The organism is Nonomuraea polychroma (genome assembly GCF_004011505.1).
In the GTDB taxonomy this organism is placed as follows: domain Bacteria; phylum Actinomycetota; class Actinomycetes; order Streptosporangiales; family Streptosporangiaceae; genus Nonomuraea; species Nonomuraea polychroma.
The window spans coordinates 9,922,429-9,945,771 of sequence record NZ_SAUN01000001.1 but is presented as its reverse complement, the minus strand read 5'-3'; the positions used below and the strand labels follow the sequence as shown (position 1 = coordinate 9,945,771).

General features: G+C 69.6%; 25 protein-coding genes. 15 read left to right on the top strand and 10 right to left on the bottom strand.

The window, feature by feature from the left end; translation table 11 throughout:
- Nucleotides 1–40: 40 nt before the first annotated feature.
- From EDD27_RS46070 to EDD27_RS46060, 3 genes are read left to right on the top strand one after another with little or no spacing between them, the layout of a single operon-like run.
- Nucleotides 41–1,366 (top strand): MFS transporter, encoded by a 1,326-nt coding sequence (locus tag EDD27_RS46070; RefSeq protein ID WP_206641956.1) that lies wholly within the window; start codon nucleotides 41–43, stop codon nucleotides 1,364–1,366.
- A gap of 55 nt (nucleotides 1,367–1,421) precedes the next feature.
- A complete protein-coding gene (locus EDD27_RS46065; RefSeq protein WP_127938776.1) occupies nucleotides 1,422–1,829 on the top strand; it encodes a Fur family transcriptional regulator in 408 nt (135 codons plus the stop codon).
- Nucleotides 1,830–1,873: 44 nt separating this feature from the next.
- Entirely contained in the window at nucleotides 1,874–1,993 is a 120-nt protein-coding gene (locus EDD27_RS46060) for a hypothetical protein (RefSeq protein ID WP_241564615.1), read from the top strand.
- A gap of 45 nt (nucleotides 1,994–2,038) precedes the next feature.
- On the opposite strand, the gene EDD27_RS46055 is transcribed toward EDD27_RS46060, so the two are convergent.
- The 3 genes from EDD27_RS46055 to EDD27_RS46045 form a co-directional block, all read right to left on the bottom strand.
- A complete protein-coding gene (locus EDD27_RS46055) occupies nucleotides 2,039–2,521 on the bottom strand; it encodes a hypothetical protein (RefSeq protein ID WP_127938772.1) in 483 nt (160 codons plus the stop codon).
- A gap of 362 nt (nucleotides 2,522–2,883) precedes the next feature.
- Nucleotides 2,884–3,111 carry a DUF397 domain-containing protein gene (locus tag EDD27_RS46050; protein WP_127938770.1) on the bottom strand — a complete coding sequence of 76 codons (228 nt, stop codon included), beginning with the start codon at nucleotides 3,109–3,111 and terminating at the stop codon, nucleotides 2,884–2,886.
- Nucleotides 3,112–3,164: 53 nt separating this feature from the next.
- The gene (locus EDD27_RS46045) at nucleotides 3,165–4,028 is read right to left on the bottom strand and encodes a helix-turn-helix domain-containing protein (protein WP_127938768.1); all 864 of its coding nucleotides are present in this window, start codon (nucleotides 4,026–4,028) and stop codon (nucleotides 3,165–3,167) included.
- A 778-nt stretch (nucleotides 4,029–4,806) separates the two neighbouring features.
- Between EDD27_RS46045 and EDD27_RS58155 the strand changes: the two genes are divergently transcribed.
- The 6 genes from EDD27_RS58155 (at nucleotide 4,807) to EDD27_RS46020 (ending at nucleotide 10,318) form a co-directional block, all read left to right on the top strand.
- The gene (locus tag EDD27_RS58155) at nucleotides 4,807–4,938 is read left to right on the top strand and encodes a hypothetical protein (protein WP_277750807.1); all 132 of its coding nucleotides are present in this window, start codon (nucleotides 4,807–4,809) and stop codon (nucleotides 4,936–4,938) included.
- Nucleotide 4,939: 1 nt separating this feature from the next.
- Nucleotides 4,940–5,587: a hypothetical protein gene (locus EDD27_RS46040; RefSeq protein ID WP_127938766.1), complete on the top strand. Its 648-nt coding sequence runs from the start codon at nucleotides 4,940–4,942 to the stop codon at nucleotides 5,585–5,587.
- Nucleotides 5,588–5,710: 123 nt separating this feature from the next.
- On the top strand, nucleotides 5,711–7,891 hold the full coding sequence (locus tag EDD27_RS46035) for a molybdopterin-dependent oxidoreductase (RefSeq protein WP_127938764.1): 2,181 nt from the start codon (nucleotides 5,711–5,713) through the stop codon (nucleotides 7,889–7,891).
- Between the two features lies 1 nt (nucleotide 7,892).
- On the top strand, nucleotides 7,893–8,504 hold the full coding sequence (locus EDD27_RS46030; protein ID WP_127938762.1) for an HD domain-containing protein: 612 nt from the start codon (nucleotides 7,893–7,895) through the stop codon (nucleotides 8,502–8,504).
- Between the two features lie 145 nt (nucleotides 8,505–8,649).
- On the top strand, nucleotides 8,650–9,471 hold the full coding sequence (locus EDD27_RS46025) for a Rieske (2Fe-2S) protein (protein WP_241564614.1): 822 nt from the start codon (nucleotides 8,650–8,652) through the stop codon (nucleotides 9,469–9,471).
- A 28-nt stretch (nucleotides 9,472–9,499) separates the two neighbouring features.
- Nucleotides 9,500–10,318 (top strand): NAD(P)H-binding protein, encoded by an 819-nt coding sequence (locus EDD27_RS46020; protein WP_127938758.1) that lies wholly within the window; start codon nucleotides 9,500–9,502, stop codon nucleotides 10,316–10,318.
- Here the strand turns inward: EDD27_RS46020 and EDD27_RS46015 are convergent.
- From EDD27_RS46015 to EDD27_RS46000, 4 genes are all read right to left on the bottom strand, one after another.
- A complete protein-coding gene (locus tag EDD27_RS46015) occupies nucleotides 10,311–10,532 on the bottom strand; it encodes a hypothetical protein (protein ID WP_127938756.1) in 222 nt (73 codons plus the stop codon). The genes EDD27_RS46020 and EDD27_RS46015 overlap by 8 nt on opposite strands.
- Before the next feature lie 22 nt (nucleotides 10,533–10,554).
- Nucleotides 10,555–11,310, bottom strand: coding sequence for a sulfite exporter TauE/SafE family protein (locus EDD27_RS46010; RefSeq protein WP_127938754.1), 756 nt, complete (start codon nucleotides 11,308–11,310; stop codon nucleotides 10,555–10,557).
- Between the two features lie 11 nt (nucleotides 11,311–11,321).
- Complete coding sequence (locus EDD27_RS46005) at nucleotides 11,322–12,242, bottom strand: SPFH domain-containing protein (RefSeq protein ID WP_127938752.1); 921 nt, start codon at nucleotides 12,240–12,242, stop codon at nucleotides 11,322–11,324.
- A gap of 88 nt (nucleotides 12,243–12,330) precedes the next feature.
- The gene (locus EDD27_RS46000; RefSeq protein ID WP_127938750.1) at nucleotides 12,331–13,119 is read right to left on the bottom strand and encodes an ABC transporter ATP-binding protein; all 789 of its coding nucleotides are present in this window, start codon (nucleotides 13,117–13,119) and stop codon (nucleotides 12,331–12,333) included.
- A gap of 68 nt (nucleotides 13,120–13,187) precedes the next feature.
- On the opposite strand from EDD27_RS46000, the gene EDD27_RS45995 reads away from it, so the two are divergent.
- A complete protein-coding gene (locus EDD27_RS45995; RefSeq protein WP_164904090.1) occupies nucleotides 13,188–13,904 on the top strand; it encodes a hypothetical protein in 717 nt (238 codons plus the stop codon).
- On the opposite strand, the gene EDD27_RS45990 is transcribed toward EDD27_RS45995, so the two are convergent.
- Nucleotides 13,891–17,016: a protein kinase domain-containing protein gene (locus EDD27_RS45990; RefSeq protein ID WP_127938747.1), complete on the bottom strand. Its 3,126-nt coding sequence runs from the start codon at nucleotides 17,014–17,016 to the stop codon at nucleotides 13,891–13,893. The genes EDD27_RS45995 and EDD27_RS45990 overlap by 14 nt on opposite strands.
- 170 nt (nucleotides 17,017–17,186) lie before the next feature.
- On the opposite strand from EDD27_RS45990, the gene EDD27_RS45985 reads away from it, so the two are divergent.
- Nucleotides 17,187–17,846: a hypothetical protein gene (locus tag EDD27_RS45985; RefSeq protein WP_127938745.1), complete on the top strand. Its 660-nt coding sequence runs from the start codon at nucleotides 17,187–17,189 to the stop codon at nucleotides 17,844–17,846.
- A gap of 3 nt (nucleotides 17,847–17,849) precedes the next feature.
- On the opposite strand, the gene EDD27_RS45980 is transcribed toward EDD27_RS45985, so the two are convergent.
- Nucleotides 17,850–18,470, bottom strand: coding sequence for a response regulator (locus tag EDD27_RS45980; RefSeq protein WP_127938743.1), 621 nt, complete (start codon nucleotides 18,468–18,470; stop codon nucleotides 17,850–17,852).
- Complete coding sequence (locus EDD27_RS45975; protein ID WP_206641955.1) at nucleotides 18,467–19,585, bottom strand: GAF domain-containing sensor histidine kinase; 1,119 nt, start codon at nucleotides 19,583–19,585, stop codon at nucleotides 18,467–18,469. Before EDD27_RS45975 ends, EDD27_RS45980 begins: the two co-directional genes overlap by 4 nt.
- A gap of 109 nt (nucleotides 19,586–19,694) precedes the next feature.
- On the opposite strand from EDD27_RS45975, the gene EDD27_RS45970 reads away from it, so the two are divergent.
- The 4 genes from EDD27_RS45970 (at nucleotide 19,695) to serB (ending at nucleotide 23,315) form a co-directional block, all read left to right on the top strand.
- On the top strand, nucleotides 19,695–20,354 hold the full coding sequence (locus EDD27_RS45970) for an SDR family oxidoreductase (RefSeq protein ID WP_127938741.1): 660 nt from the start codon (nucleotides 19,695–19,697) through the stop codon (nucleotides 20,352–20,354).
- Nucleotides 20,351–21,364, top strand: coding sequence for an S-adenosylmethionine:tRNA ribosyltransferase-isomerase (locus EDD27_RS45965; RefSeq protein ID WP_127938739.1), 1,014 nt, complete (start codon nucleotides 20,351–20,353; stop codon nucleotides 21,362–21,364). Before EDD27_RS45970 ends, EDD27_RS45965 begins: the two co-directional genes overlap by 4 nt.
- Before the next feature lie 98 nt (nucleotides 21,365–21,462).
- A complete protein-coding gene (locus EDD27_RS45960; protein WP_127938737.1) occupies nucleotides 21,463–22,026 on the top strand; it encodes a DUF11 domain-containing protein in 564 nt (187 codons plus the stop codon).
- Between the two features lie 68 nt (nucleotides 22,027–22,094).
- Nucleotides 22,095–23,315 carry a phosphoserine phosphatase SerB gene (gene serB / locus EDD27_RS45955; RefSeq protein ID WP_127938735.1) on the top strand — a complete coding sequence of 407 codons (1,221 nt, stop codon included), beginning with the start codon at nucleotides 22,095–22,097 and terminating at the stop codon, nucleotides 23,313–23,315.
- Nucleotides 23,316–23,343: the final 28 nt, after the last annotated feature.

Genomic DNA, 23,343 nt, shown 5'->3' with positions numbered 1-23,343 from the left:
AGGGACCAGAGCCAGCGGCCTGCTCCTTGCGATCATCCTCGTGGGGCAGTTCCTGGCCATCCTGAACGTCAACATCGTCAACGTGGCCACCCCGACCATCGAGGCCGACCTGCACTCCTCGGGCGCCGGCCTGCAGATGGTCGTGGCCGGCTACACCATTGTCTATGCCGTCTTGTTGATCACCGGAGCCAGGGTCGGTGACCTGCTCGGCTACCGCAAGGCTTTCTTGGGCGGCCTGGCGGTGTTCACCGCCACCACGCTGGCCGCGGGTCTGGCGCCCTCCACCGGCTGGCTGGTGGCGTTCCGCCTGCTCCAGGGCGCCGGCGCGGCGCTGATGATGCCGCAGGTCCTGACGCTGATCCAGCGGAACTACCAGGGCGCGGCACGAGGGCGGGCGATCGGGTTGTGGTCGCTGACGATCAGTGGCGGCATCGTGGTCGGCCAGGCGCTCGGCGGGATCCTGCTGGGCTTCGGCGCCGGCTGGCGCATCGTGTTCCTGGTGGTGGTGCCCATCAGCGCGATCCTGCTGGCGGCCGGGCTCAAGGTGTTGCCCGTCGACGAGGGCGGCGGGCGGACCGGGCTGGACCCGTGGGGTCTGGTGACGTTGTCGGCGGCGGTGCTGCTGTTCGTGGTGCCGCTGGTGCTCGGCCGCGACCTCGGCTGGCCGCTGTGGGGCTGGGTCTCGATGGGGCTGAGCGTGGCGATGTTCGGGGCCTTCGTCAGGGTCGAGCGGTGGGTGACCGCGCGCGGCGGCCGCCCTCTCGTGGACGCGCGGGTGTTGCGCGCGCCCGGCATGCGGCCAGGCCTGGTGATCCTGCTCTTCGGCCCGGCCACCTGGGGCGCCTTCCTGTTCACCTCGGCCCTGCACCTGCAGGGGGAGCTGCACCTGTCGCCGCTGGCGTCCGGCATGATGATGGTCCCCTGCGCGCTGGCCTTCGGCCTGGTCGGGCTCCTCTGGCCGCGCCTGCCGATCCAGTTGCAGCGCCCGCTGGTGCCCTTCGGCTACGTGGTGGCCGCCCCCGCCTACCTCGGCCTCGGGCTGGCCGCCGGCGGCGGGCTCGCGTATGCGATCATGAGCGCGCTCATCGGCGCCGGGCTCGGCGTGCAGGTCGCGGTGACCAACATGGCGACCGAGCGGGTGGACGGCGCGTACGCGGCCGACGCGTCGGGCGCGCTGCTCACCGTGATGCAGCTCGGCCAGGTCATCGGCGTCGCCACGGTGGGAACGTTGTTCATCGCCCTGAGCCAGGGCCACGGCACCCTGTCGGCGTCCCTGGGCGCCGCGCTCGCGATGGCCGGCCTGGCCGTGCTCGCGGGCCTGAGCTCGATCTTCCTCGTACGCGGCCGCGTGCCGTCACGTGCCTGAACTTGTGGAAATCCTTTACTCGAATCATTCAGGTTGAGTGCATAGCGTGTCTGGCATGGGGGACGACGACCTTCTCCGCCAGGCCGGGCTCCGGGTGACCGCCGCCCGACTGGCGATCATGCAGACCGTGCGCGACGCCGACCACCCGGACGTGGACGACGTCTATCACGGCGTACGCGAGCGCGTGGGGCAGGTCTCACTCCAGGCGGTCTACGACTCGCTGCACGCGCTCAACGAGGCCGGTCTCGTACGGAAGATCGAGCCCATGGGCAGCCCGGCGCGCTACGAGGCACGCGTGGGCGACAACCACCACCACATTGTCTGCCGGGAGTGCGGCACCGTGGCCGACGTCGACTGCGTGGTGGGGGTCGCCCCCTGCCTCGAGCCCGCCGACACGGGCGGTTACGTCGTGGACGAAGCCGAAGTCACCTTCTGGGGCGTCTGCCCGCACTGTCAAAGATGATCAACTGATCCAGAAGGACGCGCTGTCCGGGCCGCGCCCACCTGGTGAGCAACATCGTCGGCCACACCTCGGCTCCCGAGGTCACCGCCGACATGAAGAAGAAGGTCGTGGACTACTGGCGCCACGTCCACAAGGACCTCGGCCAGGGCCTCGGTCTCGCCTGACCTGAAACCAGTGCGGCGCGTCCAGGAAAAGGACGCGCCGCACTTTCATGTCAGCTGGCTGACCGCCCAGCCGATCGCTCCGAGAATCGCGGTGACGATCACCCCTGCCACGATCTCGCGCAGCAGATCAGCTCGAAGCCACCTCCACAGGCGTTTCGGCCAGGGCTTTCGTGTATCCGGCAGCGCGTACGGGCGGATCTCCTTGGAGATCGCGTCCCGGACCTCCTGAGGGACACTCCCATATCCGGTGACCTCGATGGTCAGCGGCGAGGACTCGAGATCCGCATGGATGCATATCCGGTAACCCGCGTCGAACACGCTCATTTTCACACCGCGGGCATGAGGGTGCGCAAAGGCGCTGCGCAGGTCCGCGGCGTGGATCCGGCCGGCATCCGCGAGCTCGATCTCAATCTCTATCTCCTTTGCGGCCGGCTTGAGAAGTTGTTCCACGTTGAACATGGCGCGGACCACGCAATCGCGATTGGGGAGGACCCACCGATGGTGATATTCGCGCGGAAGAAAGGTCATTACGGGGCTCCTGGTAACTGACCAGAAATAAACAGTCGTTTATGCGGCTCGCCCGTACGAGATTCTGGATACGCGCAGTCCCTGAAGGCTCAACACAAATGCGACCGTGCGCACGCTCGCGCCGCGTCCCACCCGCCTGTCGCGGCGCGGTGCGGCAGAGCCCCGGCACACGCCCGCCGCCGAAGTCCCTGCGACGGGCGCCGTGTCAAAGGTTGATCATCCGGGGGGATGCTGTGCCATGATGTGTACGTGTTCTACGCTCGCTCGCTCGCGAGGCGAGCCGGAGTTCAGCCATGGCCCTGACGGGCCTTGCGGGGAGCGGCCCTGCGATGTTGCGTCCTCAACGTCGCCGGGCCGTTTCTTTAGGCGCTCGTCGTCGCCAGTGTCGTCAGGTCGAATTCACCTTGGCGAACGCCGGAGGTGAACGCGGCCCACTCCGCAGGAGTGAACACGAGGACGGGACCGTCCTGCTCCTTGCTGTCACGCAGCGCGACGTTGCCGTCAGCGAGCGGGGCAACCTCGACACAGGCGTCTGCGCCATTGCAGAAGGTGCTCTTCCGCCACGCCGCCTTCAAAGGGTGGTTGTGCATTATCTCCCCAAATGGCTAAAGGGGCTCCATTGCCCCTTGTTGAGGTAAGGCGGCTATTGCCGCCACAGCATGGCCTTGCGCTGGATGAGGACCCGGGACTCGTCCTCGTCGAGCGCCTCCGATCTGATGTGATCGAAAGCGATTTCGTATCCGGCCACACGTTGGAGGTCTTCAACGAAGTTGGCAGTATACAACTGTTCCAGGTATACGACGTCGTCGAATTCCGCAAACTGCAGATGAATAAAGGTGCCGGTGTTCACCGGATGAAGTGAGTCCAGGGTGAGGACGTGGACGCCGACATGCGGGAGCAGGGAAATCTCCAGGAGATGCTCCATCTGCTCACGCATCACCGACGGTTCGCCGAAGCGGCGCATCAGCGCCGACTCGTCGAGCACGACCGTGAGCCGGCAGGGCTCCGGCCGGTGCAGCACGCGCCGCTGGCGGTCGAGGCGGGCCTCGACCCGGCTGCGGACACCGCTGTGCGTGATGCGCGCGATGCCCCGGGAAGCCAGGATGACTTCCCGCGCGTAGTCCTCGGTCTGCAGGAGGCCCGGCACGATCTGCGGCTCCCAGGATCGCTGGGAGACCGCCTCCGCCTCTAGCCCCAGGAATCTGGTGTATTCCTCGGGCAGAGCGTCCTCGTAATCTTCCCACCACCCTCGCTGCTCCGCATCCCGCAACAGGCCGATGAGTTCATCAAGTTTGTCCCCATCGACCCGATAGAGCTTCACCAGCGCCTTGATGTCGTCGGTGCTGGGCATGGTCCTCGCGGCCTCGATGCGGCTGACCTTGCTCGGCGACCAGCCGAGCTCACTGGCCGCCTTGGCCCCGGTGAGCTTTCGCCGCTCGCGCAGCAAACGCAGCTCCTGGCCGAGCCGGAGCCTGCGTACCGTCGGGCTGCCTTGCTGCCTTGGCACCGTCCGCTCTCCTGCTTGTCGGGAAGGAAGGTGTAACCGGAGGGAATCGTTTGGAAGCTCAGCTTTTGAGGGACTAGTCGGCCAATCTTACACTGCAAGTTGCATGAGTAGTCGCGTTCGGCCTTGCCAGAAGGCTGTCACGGAGAGAGCGTAGGAGCAAGACAAGCTCCGTGAAGCCTTCTCGGTCGGATCAGGGTTTCCGCCCCTATCCCCCGGCCAGGGAGTCCTCGACACTTCTCGTGCAAGTTGCAGGGCAAGCCATAGGGCAAGAAGCGAAGAAAATGAAATCTTCCTTGCTTAAGGTATTGCAGCAACGCGGACCTCGGAGGACGATCGGTAGCGACGAGGGTTTCTCGAGTGTGAGGGAGGCCGGGCATGACGACACCGCCGCACGCACCGGGCCTTTCCCCTGTGGTCGCGCGCCCCTGCCGGGGCCGCATCGCCGGCAACGTCGCCGTCCCGGAAATGAAGCTCATGCCCAGGGAGGCCGTTTGCCGGAAGGATCTCGCAATCGACTGAAGCAGCCGGCGCTGACGAATCCGCCGCACGTTGACTCACCCCTGCAAGAAAAAGCCGGTCCGAGACCCACGACCAATGTCCCCGCATATGGGCTGCCACCCTGCGAAAGACCTGGTCATGAGCCCTCGGACCGGCTAAGAAGCCACCTCTAGAAATGCCGCGAAAGGGGTCTTCTATGTACTCACAAGGTACCAAGGGACTCAGTCGAATCAAGTCCCGGATCCGGGAACTCGTCGCATGGGCCGACCGCGAAATCTGCATGGAGCCCGACGAATTCGCACACCACGTCGGCTGGACCGTGAGCAGGACGGGGTTCGGGGCCCGTCGTTATCGGGATCCACGTTTCGACCAGCTCCGCCTGCCGCGCCGGGTGCACGAGGAGGTGACCTGACGTGCCGAGGAACCCACGCAACCAGATTTTCCCCGCCAACGAGGATCTCCCCGCCGCCCGGGGCGGCGGGCCTCTCGTCAGGCTCTGGCGGGCACGGGCCGAATTGCTGGTGGCCGCCACGCTGACGCTGGCCACGCTGACCTTGCTCGACGCGACGCGGGAGGGCCGGTGGGTGCCCTTCCTCCTGCTGACGAGCGCGATCTCGGCGCCGGCCGCCACCCGGACCGGGCGCAACTGGATCGCCGCCCACTTCTGGTGCGTGTTCTCCAGGCACCGCCTGCAGCGGGTTTGCCTGGAGACGACGATGCACACCAGGGCCGGGCGCATCCCGCTGGTGCTCTGGATCACTCCGACGACGACCGGCGAGAAGGCACTGATCCTGACGCGGGCCGGGATCAGCGCCGAGGAGTTCGAGGCGTACAGCGAGGAGATCGCGGCGGCCTGCTGGGCCAGGAGCGTGAACGTCTACCGGCACCGCACGCGGGCGCAGCTGCTGATCGTGGAGGTCGTCCGGCGTGACGAGGCCCCCGGGGCCGCCTCGCCGGGGCTGGACCGGCTCTACGGCAGGCGCGCCTGGGTCTCGCTCAGACCCGAACTCGAGGAGCCGCCCGATCTGCGTACACCGGTGAGATTGGCGCAGGTCGGCTGAGGACCCCGGGGTAAAGGGGCCTTCCCCGGGGGCGGAAGCCCCGGAGACCGCGGGGGCTCCGGGGCTTCCCCACGCGCGTGGCACGGGCCAAGATGAGTCCATCTGGCGAACTCAGGAGTCGTGATGACCTCGACCGTCCACCGGACATGCCCCCTCTGCGAAGCCGTCTGCGGCCTGACGCTGACCCTTGACGAGGGCGGGCACGTGACCAGCGTCCGCGGCGACAAGGACGATCCGTTCAGCAAGGGCTTCATCTGCCCGAAGGGGGCCAGCCTCGGCCGGCTCGACGAGGACCCCGACCGGCTGCGCAAGCCGCTGATCCGGGAGGGCGATCTGTGGCGGGAGGTCGGCTGGGACGAGGCCTTCGGCGCCGTCAAGGCGGCGCTGGACCAGGTGGGCGACCGCCAGTCCGTCGCCGTCTACCTCGGTAACCCGAACGCCCACAGCATGGCGGGCGCACTCTACGGCGCCCCGCTGATCAAGGCGCTCGGCACCCGCAACATCTACTCCGCCAGCACCGCCGACCAGATGCCCAAGCACGTGGCCAGCGGCCTGATGTTCGGGCACCCGCTGGCCATCCCGGTCCCCGACCTGGACCGCACCGACTACCTGTTGATGCTCGGCGCCAACCCGCTGGAGTCCAATGGCTCGCTGTGCACCGCGCCGGACTTCCCCGGCAGGCTGAAGGCGCTGCGCAGGCGCGGCGGCCGGCTCGTCGTGATCGATCCGCGCCGGACGCGGACCGCCGCACTGGCCGACGAGCACGTCTTCGTCCGCCCAGGGACGGACGCCTACCTGCTGTTCGGCCTCGTCCACACGCTGTTCGCCGAGGATCTGGTCAGGCCGTCCCACGAGGTCAACGGCCTGGATCAGGTGCGGGAGGCGGCCAAACACTTCCCTCCGGAGTCGGTGGCACGCCGTACCGGGGTGCCGGCCGAGGTGATCGTGCGGCTGGCCAGGGAGCTGGCGGCGGCGCGTACGGCCGCCGTCTACGCCAGGATCGGCACCTGCACCGCCGAGTTCGGCACGCTGGCCCAATGGCTGGTGGACGTGCTCAACGTGCTCACCGGCAACCTCGACCGGCCGGGCGGCGCGATGTTCCCGAAGCCCGCCACGGAGTTCGCGGCACGCCGCAGGCCATACCAGGTGGGCCGGTGGACGAGCCGGGTCCGCGGCCTGCCCGAGGCCAATGGCGAGTTGCCGGTGGCCACGCTCGCCGACGAGATCGAGACGCCGGGCGAGGGGCAGGTCAGGTTCCTGCTCACGATCGCGGGCAACCCCGTGTTGTCGGCGCCCCACGGGGACAGGCTGGACGCGGCCTTCGAACGGCTCGACTTCATGGTGAGTGTGGACCCGTACCTGAACGAGACCACCAAACACGCCAACGTCATCCTCCCGCCGCCGCGGGTGCTGCAGTCAGGGCACTACGACTTCGCGCTGCTCGGGTTCGCCGTACGCAACTACACGCGGTACTCGCCGCCGCTGCTGCCGCTGGACGGGCAGCCTTCAGAGGCCCAGATCCTGGCCAGGCTGGCCATGATCGCCTCGGGGCTCGAAGGGGACCTGGACGCGTTCGTCATCGACGAGATGTTGCGCAAGGCCACGGAGACACCCGGCTCCGGCGTCGAAGGACGCGACGTGGCCGAGCTTCGTGATGCGCTGGACGGCGAGAGCGGCGGCGAGCGCAGGCTCGACCTCATGTTGCGGCTCGGCCCGTACGGCGAGTGGGCCGGCAAGGGTGACCTGTCGCTGCGCAAACTGCTCGACCACCCGCACGGCCTGGACCTCGGCCCGCTGGAGCCCCGGCTCGACGAGGTACTCAAGACCGCCTCCAGGCTGATCGAGCTGGCGCCGCCGCAGCTCATCGAGGACGTGGAGCGGCTGCGGAGCAAGCTGGACGAGGAGCCGCCGGAGATCGTCCTGATCGGGCGGCGCCACCTGCGCTCCAACAACAGCTGGCTGCACAACGTGGGCTCGCTGGTCGGCGGCAGCAACACCTGCACGCTGCAGATCAACCCGGCCGACGTGGCCCGGCTCGGGCTCGACGGCGAGGCCGTGGTCCGCTCGGCGAAGGGCCAGCTCACGGTGCCGCTGGAGCCCACCGACACCATCATGCCGGGCGTGGTCAGCCTGCCGCACGGCTGGGGCCACGCGGGCAGCGCCCAGAGCGTGGCGGCCGAGCACGCGGGCGTCTCCGTGAACACGCTCACGGACGAATCGGCCATTGACGTTCCAAGTGGTAACGCAGTGTTCAACGGAGTTCCGGTCACGATTTCACCAACCGGGGTGATCACCGCACATTAGGGTGTCGCGCGTGACTATCGCGCCAGAAGAGGACCGCCTGAACGCCCAGATCTCCTTCGCCATCGAAATCGACAAGTTGAAGCGGATCATCCGCCGCAACCATCTCATCGACGGTTCGCGGCGGGAGAACACCGCAGAGCACTCCTGGTACGTGGGCACGCTGGCGATGGTCCTCGGCGAGCATGCCCCGCCGGGGACCGACCTCCAACGGGTGGTGGCCATGTTGCTGGTGCACGACCTGGTGGAGATCGACGCCGGCGACACGTTCATCTACGACCCGGTGGAGGTCGCCGCCCAGGCCGAGGCCGAGCGGGCCGCCGCCGACCGCATCTTCGGCCTGCTCCCCGCCGACCAGGCGGTGTGGGTGCGGGAGCTGTGGGACGAGTTCGAGGCCAGGAAGACGCCGGAGGCACGCTTCGCCAAGGCGCTCGACCGCTTCGCCCCGATCCTGGCCAATCACCACACCGAGGGCGGCACGTGGCCGCTGTTCAAAGTGAAGGCCTCGCAGGTCAGGGAGAAGGTGCGGATCATCGAGGAGGGCTCGCCCTCGCTCGGCGCGTACGCCCTGGAGCTGGTCGAACTCTCCGTGGCCAGGGGACACCTGTCCGAGTGATCTCATGGCGACCCTGTCCGAGTGACCCCCTCACGGCGGGGGTAGGGGACTTGTCGTGAAAGAGGAAGTACGAGCGAGGCGTCGGCAATTGCGCGGTTTCGCCGGACCGGTTGCCCTTGCCGACCGGCTCGAGAAATCGAAGTCCATGGATCGGCCGATCAGGGTGCTCGCCAAGGCGATACGCCGGCGCATCCGCACAGGCATGCTACGCGACCTGCTCCACGGCGTGCCCATCGGCGAGCCCCTGCACCCGCCGTTGGCCTCGGTCAGCCTGGGCTGCTGGATCTCGACGGCCGTGCTCGACCTGGCCGGAGCCGACCCCCGGGCCGCGAGGCTGCTGCTGGCCACCGGCGTGGCCAATGCGTTCCCCACTGCCGCCGCCGGGCTGACCGACTGGTCCTCGCTCCACCGCGAGCAGCAGCGGGTCGGCTTCGTCCACATGTTGTCAAATTTGACCGCGCTCAGCCTGTTCTCCGCGTCGCTGATCGCCCGGCTGCGCGGCCATGAGCGCCCCGGGAAGATTCTCTCCTTCGCCGGTCTGGGCGTCGGCACGCTCGGCGCCTACCTGGGCGGCCACATGGCCTACCGGCAGGCGGCAGGGGCCAACCACGCCCCGCAGGTGTCGCACCTGGTGCCGCTGGGCTGGCACGATCTGTGCCCGATCAAGGACCTGCCGGACGGGCGGCCGGTGGCGCGGCGGCTCGGTTACATCCAGCTCTTCGTGTTGCGCCAGGGCGACGGCGTGACCGTGATGGTGGACCAATGCCCCCATCTGGCCGGCCCGCTGCACCAGGGCAGGCTCGTCATGGACAACGGCGAGGCGTGCGTGGTCTGCCCGTGGCACGGCAGCACGTTCCGGCTGGGGGACGGCTCGGTGCGGCACGGGCCCGCGACCGCGCCCGCGCCCACGTTCGAGACACGGATCAGGCGGGACGGCACCATCCAGGTCCGGCCGGGCTTGACCTGAAGTTTGATTGAGGTTCTACGGTCGGTCCATGGGCAAGATTCTGGTGACCGGCGCGACCGGCAATGTAGGCAGGCATGTGGTCTCCCAGTTGGGGGAGGCCGGGCTGGAGGTGCGTGCGCTCGTCAGGGACCCTGAGCGGTCGCGGCTGCCCGTCGAGACGGTCCGGGGCGACCTGACGGCGGCCGAGACGCTGGAGCCGGCGCTGCGGGACGTCGAGAGCGTGTTCCTGCTCTGGCCGGGCTTCACGACGGGCAACGCCGCTGACATGGTGACGGTGATCGCCAAGCACGCGCGGCGCGTGGTGTTCCTGTCGGCGAACGTGGCGGATGAACCCGAGACGCATTATCACGAGATCGAGCGGCTGATCCGCCATTCCGGGCTCGGCTGGACGTTCCTGCGGCCGGGCGGCTTCGCGGCCAACACGCTGGGGTGGGCCGGGCAGATCAGGCAGGGCGTCGTGCGGTGGCCGTTCGGACAGGCGTCACGGTCGCTCATCCACGAGAAGGACATCGCTGCCGTGGCGGCGCATGTGCTCACGTCGGCGGGTCACAACGGTGCCGCATACGTCCTCACCGGCCCCGAACAGCTGACCCAGGCCGAGCAGGTCCGCCTGATCGGCGAGGTGATCGGGCGCGAGGTGCGCTGGGAGGAGCAGCCGGCGGAGGAGGCCCGCGAGCGGCTCATGGCCGCCTGGGGCGACCCGGCGTTCGTGGACGGCGCCCTGACGACGTGGGAACGCTTCGTGACGCATCCGGAGCAGGTCACCGACACCGTGCGGCGGCTGCTCGGCAGGCCGGCGCTGACGTTCCGCCAGTGGGCGCGCGACCACGCCGCCGACTTCAGCTGACCTCGTCCGCCGGGTGCTCCACGAGGGCGAGGATGCGGCTGGACATGAACCGAGCCGTGCGTACGGGGGTGCCGCTGCGGGTGACTTCGCTCACCTCGACGACACCCCGGCCCGTGGTCACCTCCACCCGCCGACCGGCCCGGGTGGCCTTGATCTCGTAAGTACGCGGCGTGCCGCCGGCGTCGATGACGATCTCCACCCGGTCACCCTTCATGTCCGGGTTATACCCATCACACCTATCCGTACACCAGTACGATAATTGCCGCGATCCCCACACACACAATGACTCCGCGCAACACGGGCGCCGGGATCCGCCGCCCCACCCGGGCCCCCAGGAACCCGCCCGCCACCGCGCCCAGCCCCACCCCGGCCACGGCCTGCCAGTCCACCTCCGCGACCAGCACGAACAACGTGGCGGCCACCAGGTTGACGATCAGGGCGAGGACGTTCTTGGCGGCGTTCACCCGCTGGAGGTGGTCGTCGAGGAAGCTGCCCAGCAGGCCGATCAGCAGGACGCCTTGGGCCGCGCCGAAATAGCCGCCGTAAACGCCCGCGGCCAGCACGCCCAGCCACAACTCCAGGCCCCCGTGCGGGTGCGCGTGCTCGCGCCGATCGGCCAGCCAGCGGTTGATCCACGGCTGCGCCACGACCAGCACGCAGGCCAGCGCGATCAGCGCGACGACGATGATCTCGAAGATGTCGGGGTCCAGGAACAGCAGGAGGATCCCGCCGATCAACGCTCCGGTCGCCGAGGCCGCGCCCAGGCGCAGCAGACGGTCGCGCTGGCCGAGGAGTTCGGGGCGGTAGCCGTACGCGCCGCTGAAGGAGCCCGGCACCAGGCCGATGGTGTTGGAGACGTTGGCCGTGACGGGATCGATTCCGATGGCCACCAGCGTCGGAAACGTGATCAGCGAGCCCGACCCCACGACCGCGTTGATGGCGCCCGCCACTACACCGGCCGCGCAGACCGCGACCAGTTCCCACCCCGTCACGAACCCTCCTTTTACGTATCTGGGCTCTTGGGGGGTGTGAACAGACCGCCAAGGCTCTCTAGGACCTTGCCCATCTCCGATGGGACGATCCAGATCTTATTTGCCTCGCCTTTGGCGATCTCCGGCAGGGTCTGCAGATACTGGTAAGCGAGCAGTTGCTGGTCGGGCTTCCCCTCATGGATGGCTTTGAACACCATCCCGATCGCATCCGCCTGTCCCTTGGCGCGCATGGCCTGCGCCTCGGCCTCGGCCTGGGCCCGTAGCACGGCCGCCTCCGCCTCGCCGCGCGCCCGCAGCACCGACGCCTGCTTCTCGCCTTCGGCCTGCAGGATCGCCGCCTGGCGCTGCCCCTCCGCGGTCAGCACGGCGGCACGCTTGTCGCGATCGGCGCGCATCTGCTTCTCCATCGAGTCCTGGATGGAGGCAGGCGGGTCGATGGCCTTAAGCTCGACGCGGTTGACGCGGATGCCCCACTTGCCGGTCGCCTCGTCGAGCACGCCGCGCAGCGCGGTGTTGATGTCCTCGCGCGAGGTCAGCGTACGTTCCAGGTCCATGCCGCCGACCACGTTGCGCAGCGTGGTGACCGTGAGCTGCTCGACGCCGACGAGGAAGTTCGCGATCTCGTAGGTGGCCTTCTTCGGGTTGGTGACCTGGAAATAGATCACGGTGTCGATGGAGACCACCAGGTTGTCGGACGTGATCACCGGCTGGGGCGGGAACGACACCACCTGCTCCCGCAGGTCGATCATGTCCTTGATGCGGTCGATGAACGGCACCACCAAGTTCAGCCCCGGAGTCAGCGTCCTGTGGTAGCGCCCGAGCCGCTCGACGATGGCCGCCGTGGCCTGCGGGATGATGCGGATGGTGCGGACCATTCCGAAGCCCACCGCCGCGACCACGACGAGGGCGACGATGAGCTGCTCGACGGACATGGCGACGCTCCGAAGCCGAGGGAACCGACTCCGTAGATCCTATTTGGTTTCAGCTGGCGGAGGCCTTTATGCGCATAAAGGTGATCAATCAGTAAGCGCGGGCGTACCAGCGGCCCTCCGAGCTGCGATCCAGCGTCAGCGGCACCCCGAACGTCTGGGAGAGGGTGTCAGACGTCATCACATGCTCGAGCGGCCCCTGCGCCACCACGGAGCCGTGCCGCAGCAGCAGCCCATGCGTGAACCCGGCGGGCACCTCCTCCACGTGGTGCGTCACCAGGACCAGCGTCGGCGAGCGGAAGTCGCCGGCCAGCAACGACAGGCGGCGCACCAGGTCCTCGCGACCGCCCAGGTCAAGCCCGGCCGCGGGCTCGTCGAGCAAAAGCATCTCGGGGTCGGGCATGAGGGCGCGGGCGATCTGCACCCGCTTGCGCTCGCCCTCGGACAACGTGCCGAAGCGCCGCCTGATCAGATGGGCCGCGCCCATCATGTCGATCAGCTCCACGGCCCTGGTCACGTCGTTGGAGTCGTATTCCTCGGTCCAGCGGCCCATGATCCCGTAGGAGGCGGTCAGCACCAGGTCGATGACCTTCTCCTCCGGCGGGATGCGCTCGGCCAGCGCGGCGCTCGCCAGCCCGATGCGGGGCCGCAGATCGAACACGTCCGCCTGCCCCAGCCGCTCCCCGAGCACCTCGACCACGCCCTCGCTCGGATAGAGCAACGTGGCGGCGACCTGCAGCAACGTGGTTTTGCCAGCGCCGTTGGGGCCGATGACGGCCCACCGCTCGTCCGCGTTGACCGTCCAGTCGATGCCGCGCAGCAGGGCCGCTCCGTCGCGCCTGACGGCGACGTCCTGGAGCCGCAGCACCTGACCACCCATCCCCGAACCTCCCTTTGGAGTCACCCTGGGGACAAACCTATTGCAGGGCGAACGCTTATCGTGGATCGGTGCGCCCTGAATCGCCTGTCTGTCCCACCCTGGTCGCCTGGGGCAACGCGTGGCTCGCCGGCCACGTGGGCCTCGACGAGGCGGCTGACCACGTGGAATCCGCCGGCGGGCCCGCCGTCGCGGGCGAGGTCCCGTTGCGTAAATACCTCGCAAACCTCCGCGCGGGCGGCATGCGCGAGTTGCGGCTCGCGCTGCCCGCGCCGGGCGACCCGCTCGGGTTGTCGGGTCCGGCCTCGTTCAACTCGGCCGCGGTCGACGCCGGGCAGGCCGCCATCGCCGTGCTCGACGACCACAACATCGGGCTGGTGCCGGCACCGGACCTGCGCGGGTCGTCCTATGTCGGGGTACGCCTGGACGTGCATGAGTCCGGGCCGATACGCCACGACCTGCCCTCGCTGTCCGAGGCCGAGCGTGAGTTGTCGGACGCGATGCGCTCGGCCACCGAGGCGCTGGCCTCCGTCGACGGGCCTCTCCAGAGCCGTCCCGCACTGGGGCGGCAGGGCGGCGAGCTGGCGCCCGGTTATCCCGCACGGGCGCACCGCGTCTCCACGCTGGCCACGCGACTGGCCGCGGTGCTGCGCCTGGCCGACGACCGAGGGCTCACCTCCGGTCAGATCGCCGCCCGCGGCGCCGCGCTGCGCGAGCTCGACCGCGCGGTACGACGTGCGCTCGTCGCCGCCCACCACGCGATCTTCGAGCCCATCAGGAGCCAGTAGCCGCGTCCCCGGCCTTCCACAAGCGGACCAGTTTGTCCTTGCCGGCCGAGACGAGGGCGACCCGGTCGTCGACGCGGACGATGCCGACGGCGTACACGCCGCTCTTGTGGGCCTTCACGGGCTTGCCCAGTGGCTTGCGGGCGTCCGGGTCCCAGAGCCTGATCGTGCCGTCGGTGCTGCCGGACAGCAGGACCGTCCGATCGCCCACGGTGCCGAAGGACAGCGAGTAGATGATCTTCTTGTGACCGGACATGGTGCCGATGGTCTTGCCGTTCTTCGGGTCCCAGATCCGGATTTTTCCGTCTTTGCCACCGGACGCCACGACCGTCTTGTCGTCGACCTTGCCGACGGTGACGGCGTACACGCCCTTGGAGTGGCCCTTGTACGCCTTCCCGTACGACTTGCGGCTGGACATGTCCCACATGCGCAACGACTCGTCCTCGCTGGCCGAGACCGCGATCGCGCGGTCGCCGATGTGGGTGGCGCTGAGCCAGTTCACCGGCTTGCGGTGGGCCCGGATGCTCTTGCCCGTGGCCTTGCGTTTGCCCAGGTCCCAGAACCTGAGGTAGCCGTCGGCGTCGCCGGTGACCGCCACCCACTTGTCCTTGACCTTGGTCACCGCGACGGCGTAGACGGCGTCGCCGTGCCAGCCGAGGATCTTGCCCTTGCGGGTCTTGAGATTCCACAGGCGGACACTGCCGTCGTAGCCGCCGGAGACCGCGACGGGGGTCTTGCCCATCATCGCGCCGGCCACGGCGTACACCTCCTGCCTGTGGCCCTTCATGGAAGCCAGGGACTTGTGCGTGGCCAGGTCCCACAGGCGAACCCGGCCGTCCTGGCCGCCGGTGACCAGCCAGGTCGTCTTGCCGCCCACGGACACGGCGGAGAACGTCTGGACGCCCTTCGTGTGGCCCTTGAGCGACTCCCCGTCCTGTTCGCCCACCACCGGGACCGTCTGCTCCTGGGGCTGGTCCTGGGTGGGCGTGGGGGTCGGCGTCACCACTGTGGGGGTGGGGGTCGGGGTCGCCGAACTCGCCTGGGTCGTCGCCGTCGTCGGGGTGGGGACCGTCGGACTGGCGGACGTGGTCAGCTGGGCGACGTTGTCCCCTCCGGGGCCGGACGTGGGCGCGAACATCTTCGGGCCGAAGTAGAGCACGCCGCCGGCCAGGGTGAGTGCCACGACCAGGGTGCCCGCCACCAGGGTGGCGCGCCTCCGCCTGGCGTTGGCCTCATCGGGCCGCTCCTCCACGGGGATGTGCCTGAAGAACGCGTCGTTGTCCGCACTGGGACGCGAATTGTCCGGCCACGCCGCACCGGCCCGGCCGGCTCCGTCCCGGCCCCGGTCACCCGCCTGACCATCGGCACCCGCCGGCCCGGCCGAGCCCGGCTGTCCGGGCTCTCTGAGGTGACCGGCCGCAGGGACCCGCCCAGGCGACTGCGCCTGCGGGGCGGCGCCCATCGGATAGGGCGGCGGCAGGTACTGCTGAGCCTGCGGCGGTGGGTTGTGCGGCTGCCCACCAGAAGGCTGTTGCGCCGCCTGTGGCCGCGCATAGGCGTCCCCTGAAGGGCTGGCCCACCCCGAGGCCGCACCCCCGCCAGCGGGCACCTGCCCATCGGGACTCACCCACCCGGATGCGGCAGCCGGCTGTCCTCCCTGACCTGCCCACCCCGAGGCCGAGAACGCTCCACCCGCCCCAGGACCCTCCGGTCCCGAAGCCTGCGGACCCGCGGGCTGCGGGCCCGACACGCCCGAGCTCCCGGCCTGCGGACCAGCGGCCCGCGGGCCGGACACGCCGGGGCCACCGCGCTGCGGACCGGCGACCTGCGGGCCCGACACGCCCGAGCTTCCGGCCTGCGGACCAGCGGCTCGCGGGCCCGACACGCCGGGGCCACCGCCCTGCGGACCGGCGACCTGCGGGCCCGACACGCCGGGGCCACCGGCCTGTGGATCGGTGGCCTGCTGACCGGAACGTTGCGGCCCCACGACATGCGGGCCCGAAGGACCTGCTCCACCGGCCTGTGGGGTGGAAGCGCGCCAGTCGGGGGTGGCGGGTGGTGGGGTGGCGGAGTCCGGGCCGGGCGCCCGGCCTTCCGGGCTCGCCCAGCCGACCCGGGGCGGCGCAGCCCCGGCGCGCGGCGGCCGGGGCGGAGGTCCTTCTGAACCGGCCCAGGAGGGCGCAGGAGGAGCCGGCGGAACGGGAGCGGGCGCCGGCGACGGGACGGGGTTGGGCGGGGTGCTTTGTTCGGCGGCGAACTGGGAGCCGGTGGTGAGGGCCACCTCGTCGTCGAGCCGGGACGACTCCCCCTGGTTCTCCAGCAGCGCGAACAGCGCGTCGGCCGCCGTCGGCCGATCCTCGGCCCGCTTGCTGAGGCACGCCTGCACGATCGGCCGCAGATCGTCGGGCAACACCGACAGATCCGGCTCCTCGTTGATCACCCGGTAGATCACCGCGGGCAGGCTGTCCTCCCCGAACGCGGGCCGTCCCGTAGCGGCGAACACCATGGTCAGGCCCCAGCTGAACATGTCGCTGGCCGGCCCGACTCGTTCGGCGGAGATCTGCTCGGGCGACATGTACGCCGGCGTCCCCACCACCCCGCTGCTGAGCGTCATCCCCGAGTCCAACGCCCGCGCGATACCGAAGTCGATCACCCGCGGCCCGTCGCTGCCGATCAGCACGTTGCTCGGCTTGAAGTCCCGGTGCACGATGCCCGCCCGGTGAATGGCGGCCAACGCGGTCACCGTGCCGACGGCCAGCCGGTACAGCGCGCCACCGGCACGCGGCCCGTCACGCTGCACCACGATCTGCAGTGACACGCCGTCGACCAGCTCGCTCACGATGTACGGCTGCTCGCCGTCCATGTTGGCGTCCAGCACCTGGGCGGTGCAGAACTGGGCGACCCGGCGCGCCGCGGCCACCTCTCGCAAGAAGCGCTCGCCGTCGATCCCCGGCTTGTCGAGCCGGGTTTTCAGTAGCTTGATCGCCACAAGCCGCCCGTCGGGCGCCTCCCCCTTGAAGACGATCCCCTGCGCCCCCTTGCCCAGGCGGCCGAGCAACCGGTAGCTGCCCAGGGTCTGCGGATCACCCGCCTGTAAAGGGTGCGTCTCCGGCACCTGGCCCTCCCCCTTGTGCTAATCCCCCGATCACAAGCGTGATGGGCCCACGCGAACCCCCGCAAGCCATCCCAGGTCACGAAAGATCATCGCTCTTTGCGAAAAATTTGCCCTTCGCAATAATCGTGGAGATGATCGGGGATTTCCAGCACCGTACGGGGAGCCGTCACATGCGCAGAAGCTTCAGCCTGTTCTTAGCCGGAGGTCTCGCCGCCGGCACCCTGGCCGCGCCCGGCCAGGTCAGCGCCGCCACCACCAGCACCACGACCGCGGTGACACCCACGAAGACGACGGCGCGGCCGGCGCCGTACTCGAGTTTCAAGATCTCGGTCAAGCACACCAAGCGCACCAAGCGCGGTGGCAAGATCACATATTACGTGAAGGCGAAGAACCTCGGCCCGCACTACGCCGACTACTACTGGATGGGCGGCGAGGTGCCGAAGGGCGTCGTGCCGACCCTGCGCTGGGGCGGTCCCAAGGGCACGAAGTGCACCTGGGAGGGCCGCTGGTTCTGGTGCTGGGGCCCGCTGCGCCTGGAGAAGGGCAAGACCGACTGGCTCAACTTCCAGGTGACGCTGAAGAAGGGCACCACGGGCACCGCCAAGGCCCGCGTCGGCGTGCTCTCGTTCGACGTGGACCAGGGCATGGAGAACATGAGCGAGGCCGAGCTCAAGCGCCTCGGCATCAAGGGCTACCACTGGCTCAAGACGGCCAAGACGACGATCGTCAGCCCGCCGCGCCCCGGGCGGAGCTACACCCCGCCGCCCCCGGTCAAGGAGTACAACCCGCCGTCCAGCCACGTCGAGTCCAACAAGAAGAAGGACACCTGATCTTCACCCCAGGCCGTGCCGTACCGCGTACAGCGCGGCCTGGGTGCGGTCCTGCACGCCCAGCTTCATCAGCACGTTGGAGACGTGGGTCTTGACCGTCTTCTCCGCGACGGCGAGGCTCCTCGCGATCTCCCTGTTGGACCGGCCGGCCGCGATGAGTGCGAGCACCTCGCGCTCCCGGTCGGTCAGCGGGACCGGCGCGGGCACGTCCGGGGCGCCGCCCGCGGACAACATCGCCTCGGCCGCTTCGGGCGCGAGCAGCACCTGGCCACCGTGCACGGCGCGAACCGCCTGGACCAGCGCGGACGGATCGACGTCCTTGTAGAGGAACCCGGACGCGCCCGCGCGCATCGCCGGCGCCACGTCCCCCCGATCGCTCACCGACGTCAGCACGACCACCCTGGTCGCGGTGCCGGCCAGCCGCTCCAGCGTGCCGAGGCCATCGAGCACCGGCATCTTCAGATCCAGCAGCAGCACGTCGGGGGCCAGCTCTCCGACCAGCTCGACGGCCTGTTCGCCGTCGCCGGCCTCACCGACGACCGTGATGTCGTCCTGCAGGTCGAGGAACGTCCGCAGCCCCTGCCGCACCACCGGATGATCGTCGGCGATCAGCACCCGGATCAAACGCCCACCTCCACGCGTACCGTGGTCCCGTGGCCGGGGGCCGACTCGACGGTCATCACGCCGCCGACCGACTCGGCCCTGTCCCGCATCGACACCAGCCCGAGACCGCGTGACTCCGCCTGCTCGAACCCGCTGCCGTCGTCGCTGACGGTCAGCACCAGCTTGCCGTCCTCATAGACCATCCGTACGAGGACGCGGGCGGCTCCCGAGTGCCTGAGCGCGTTGTGCAGCGCCTCCTGGGCCACCCGCAACACCGCGACCTCGACCGCCGAATCCAGCGGCGGCAGCTCGCCGCACTCGAACGCGACCAGGGACGGATGGAGCCTGTCGAGCATGCGGACGTGCTTGCGCAGCGTCTCCGACAGCCCGTGCCGGTCGAGCTCGGCCGGGCGGAGCTCCACGATCACGGCACGCAGCTCCGACAGGGCCTCGCCGGCCAGGCGCTGGACACGTTCGAGCTCCACGGCCGCCTTGCCGGGGTCCTGCGTCAGCATCGCCCCGGCGGCCTGGGCGGTGAGCCGGAGTGAGAAGAGCTTCTGCGTGACGGCGTCGTGCAGCTCTCTGGCCACCCGGTTGCGTTCCTCCAGCATGGCCAGCTCGCGACCGCGCTCGTAGAGCCTGGCGTTGGTCAGCGCGATCGCGGCGTGCGCGGCGAACAACGTGAGCAGCTCCTGGTCCTCCTGCGTGAAGCCGCCGCCGGGCGTGCGCTTGTTGGCCAGGAAGATGATGCCGAGCACCTGCTCGCCGTCGCGGATGGGGACGCCCAGGAAGTCCTTCATCACCGGATGCGCCTTCGGCCACCACTCGAACCTGGGGTCTTTGCGCAGGTCGGGGAGCCGGACGGGGGCGCCATCGCGGAGCATCGCGCCGAGCATGCCATGCTGCCGGGGCAGCGGCCCGATCGCGTCCCACTGCTTGTCGGTGATGCCCTCGGCGACGAACTCGGCGAACGACCCGTCGTCGTCGGGCACGCCGAGCGCGGCGTAGCGGGCGTCGAGCAGCCGCTGCGCCGAGCGTACGATGACCTGCAGCACCTCGCGGACCGACAGATGGCGGGTGACCGCGAGCACCGCGGAGCTCACCGCCTGCAGGATCTCGTCTCGGTCGGCCGTCACGAGACCACTCTATGATCCCCCGGCACCCCGGGTCCTAGGACGATGTGCCCAGGCCCGGACCGGTCCTCAGCCCGATGTCCGCGAGCCGTCGCGTTCCTAGCGTCGAAGCATGACGAACACCGCACTCATCACCGGCGCCTCCCGCGGCCTGGGTCTCGCGCTGGCGCGCTCGCTGGCCGCGTCCGGCTGGAACCTCGTCCTCACCGCCCGCGGGGCGGACGACCTGGAGAGGGTCGCGGCCGAGCTGGGCGCGACCGCGATCCCAGGCGACGTGACCGACCCGGCGCACGTCGAGCGGCTGGCCCGGGCGGCCCCGGAGCTGGACCTGCTGGTCAACAACGCCAGCGACCTGGGCGTGACGCCGCTGCCGCCGCTGGCGGGCTACCCGCTGGAAACGTTCAGAGCTCTGCTGGAGACGAACGTGACCGCTCCCCTCGCCCTCGTCCAGGCCACGCTGCCGGCGCTGCGCGCTTCCTCCCGCGGCGCCGTCGTGAACGTCACCTCGGACGCCGCCACCGGCGCGTACGAGGGCTGGGGCGGCTACGGGGCGAGCAAGGCAGCCCTGGAGCAACTGTCGAACGTGCTGGCCGCCGAGGAGCCCTCCGTTCGCGTCTGGTGGGTGGACCCCGGCGAGATGAACACCCGCATGCTGGCCGACGCCGTGGGCGCCGAGGAGGCGGCCGGCGCGGCCGACCCGGCGAAGGTGGCCGCGGCCCTGCACGACCTGGTGAGCTCCCGTCCGGCCAGCGGAAAAGTGAGCCTGCAATGACGGCGCCGACGCTCGACTTCGTGCTGCCGCCCGGCCTGACGGCCCAGGAGCCACCGGAGGCCAGGGGGATGTCCAGGGACGCGGTTCGCCTGATGGTCTCGCGCGGCGACCTGGAGCCCGAGCATCGCCGGTTCGCGGAACTGCCGGGGCTGCTCGACCCCGGAGACCTGATCGTGGTGAACAACTCGGCCACGCTGCCCGCGGCCGTCAGGCTGGACCGGCTGGCGGTGCACTTCTCCACGGCGCGGGAGGACGGCACGTGGCTGGTCGAGTTGCGCAGGCGTACTGCGAAGGCGTCCGAGCCGTACGGCGGGGGCGAGGCCGGGGAGTGGCTCCCGCTGCCGGGGCGGGCCACGCTGCGGCTGATCGAGCGGGAGACGCCGCGGTTGTGGCGGGCGGCGCTGGATCGTGACGTGGAGGCGTACCTGCGCGCGTACGGGGTGCCGATCCGCTATTCCTACGTGGAACGGGACTGGCCGATCGACGCCTACCAGACCGTGTTCGCGACCGTGCCGGGCAGCGCGGAGATGCCGAGCGCGGCGCGGCCGTTCACCACCGATCTCGTGACCGCGCTGGTGGCGCGCGGAGTCGGCATCGCGCCGATCACCCTGCACACGGGGGTGGCCTCGCCGGAGAAGGACGAACCGCCGTACGCGGAGCGGTACGAGGTGCCGGCCTCGACGGCGCGGCTGGTCAATCTGGCCCGCCGGAACGGCAACCGGGTGGTGGCGGCGGGCACGACGGTCGTACGGGCTCTGGAGACGGCTGTGGACGCGGCCGGGCGGGTGACCGCGGCAGCGGGCTGGACCAGGCACGTGGTCACTCCGGAGCGTGGCGTGCGGGCGGTCACGGGGCTGATCACCGGCCTGCACGAGCCGCGCTCCAGCCATCTGCTGATGCTCACGGCGATCGCGGGCGAGGAAGCGCTGGCGCGGGCGTATGAAGAGGCGCTACGGCAGGGGTACCTGTGGCACGAGTTCGGCGACACACACCTGATTCTGAAGAAATAGGCTTTACATAGATTTTGCCATCGTGATAGGAACAGCCGACATTTACGGGGGCTTGGCGATGTACGTCCCCGTGCCCAATTCCTCACCGGAGACGTTGAATGCGCAACTCCCTTCCCAAGGCCGCCTCGCTGGCATTGCTGGCCGGTGCCCTGCTCATCCCGGCTGTTCCCGCCGCCGCCACCACGACGGCTACCACGGCCACCACCGTGACCAAGGCTGCCGACCCCTTCTCGGCCTTCTCCGTCAAGGTCAAGGCGACCAAGACGGTCAAGGCCGGCGGGAAGATCAAGTACACCATCGTCGCCACCAACAAGGGCCCGCACTACGCGGACGCCTGGTTCCTCGGCGGCGAGTTCCCCAAGGGTGTCGACGTGAACAGCATCCGCTACGACACCAATCACTCCAAGATGAGGTGTGAGCTCGTCTCGGCCCGCGCGTTCTGGTGCCCGCCGACTGAGGTCATTGAGGTGGGTGACTCGGTCGTCATGAACTTCTACGCGAAGGTGAAGAAGAGCGCCAAGGGCACGCAGAAGGCGACACTCGGCGTGGTCTCGTACAACGTCGACCAGGGCATGGAGGACATGAGCAAGGAGGAGCTCGACCGGCTGGGCATCCCCGAGTTCGGCTACACGAAGAGCGTCACCACCAAGGTCGTTCGCTGACCCGTGCCCGGTCCGAATGGTGCACCTGCTGCGCGACCATCGGGCCGGGCGCAGTACCGTGACTGGATGTGGACCAGCGCACCCTCCTGATCACCCTGACCGGCCCCGACCGGCCCGGTGTCACGTCGCGTCTTTTCTCCGTCCTTTCCGGCTTTCCCGTGACAGTCTCGGACATCGAGCAGGTCGTCATCCGGGGCCGGCTCACCCTCGGCGTGCTCGTCACGTACGCGGGCGGCCCTTCGACCGGCACCGGCACCACGCTCGGCGCCATGTGGACCGCCGTCGAGCGGGTGGCCGAGGACCTCGGCATGGAGGTCGAGCTCTCCACCGGATCCCAGACCAAGGAGCAGCGCCGCCGCGGCCGCCTGTCGGTCAGCGTGCTCGGCGCCACGCTCCAGCCCGCCGCGATCGCGGGCATCGCCGGGCGCATCGCCGCCGCCGGCGCCAACATCGACCGCATCGAACGCCTCGCCCAGTGGCCCGTCACCTGCATCGAGCTGTCCGTCTCCGGTGCCGACCCGGACGCCCTGCGCATCGAGCTGGCCGCCGAGGCCGCCGCCCAGGAAGTCGACGTGGCCGTGCAGCGTACGGGCCTGTCCCGGCGGGCCAAGCGGCTGATCGTCATGGACGTCGACTCGACGCTCATCCAGGGCGAGGTCATCGAGCTGCTGGCGGCGCACGCCGGCTGCCTCGATGAGGTCGCCAAGGTCACCGAGCAGGCCATGCGCGGCGAGCTGGACTTCGCCGAGTCGCTGCGCAAGCGGGTCGCGTTGCTCGAAGGGCTGCCCGCCGAGGTGTTCGAACACGTGCGCAAGGAGGTCGTGCTCACGCCCGGCGCCCGTACGCTGGTCCGGACCTTGAAGCGGCTCGACTTCCGCTTCGCCATCGTCAGCGGCGGCTTCACCCAGATCACCGACGGGCTGGTCGAGGAGCTGGGCATCGACTACTCCGCCGCCAACGTCCTGGAGGTCGTGGACGGGCGGCTGACCGGCCGCGTCGTCGGCGAGATCGTCGACCGGCCGGGCAAGGCCCGGGCGCTGGAGCGCTTCGCGCGCGAGGCCCGCCTGCCGATCTCCCAGACCGTGGCCATCGGCGACGGGGCCAACGACCTGGACATGATCGCGGCGGCCGGGCTCGGGATCGCCTTCAACGCCAAGCCGGTCGTCCGGCAGGCCGCGGACACCGCGGTCAACACGCCGTACCTGGACTCGATCCTCTACCTGCTGGGGATCTCGCGGGACGAGGTGGAGGCGGCCGACGCCGAGGACGGCGTCCTCACGGCCGGCTGACCTCACGACTCGCTCTGCTCTTCGCCGG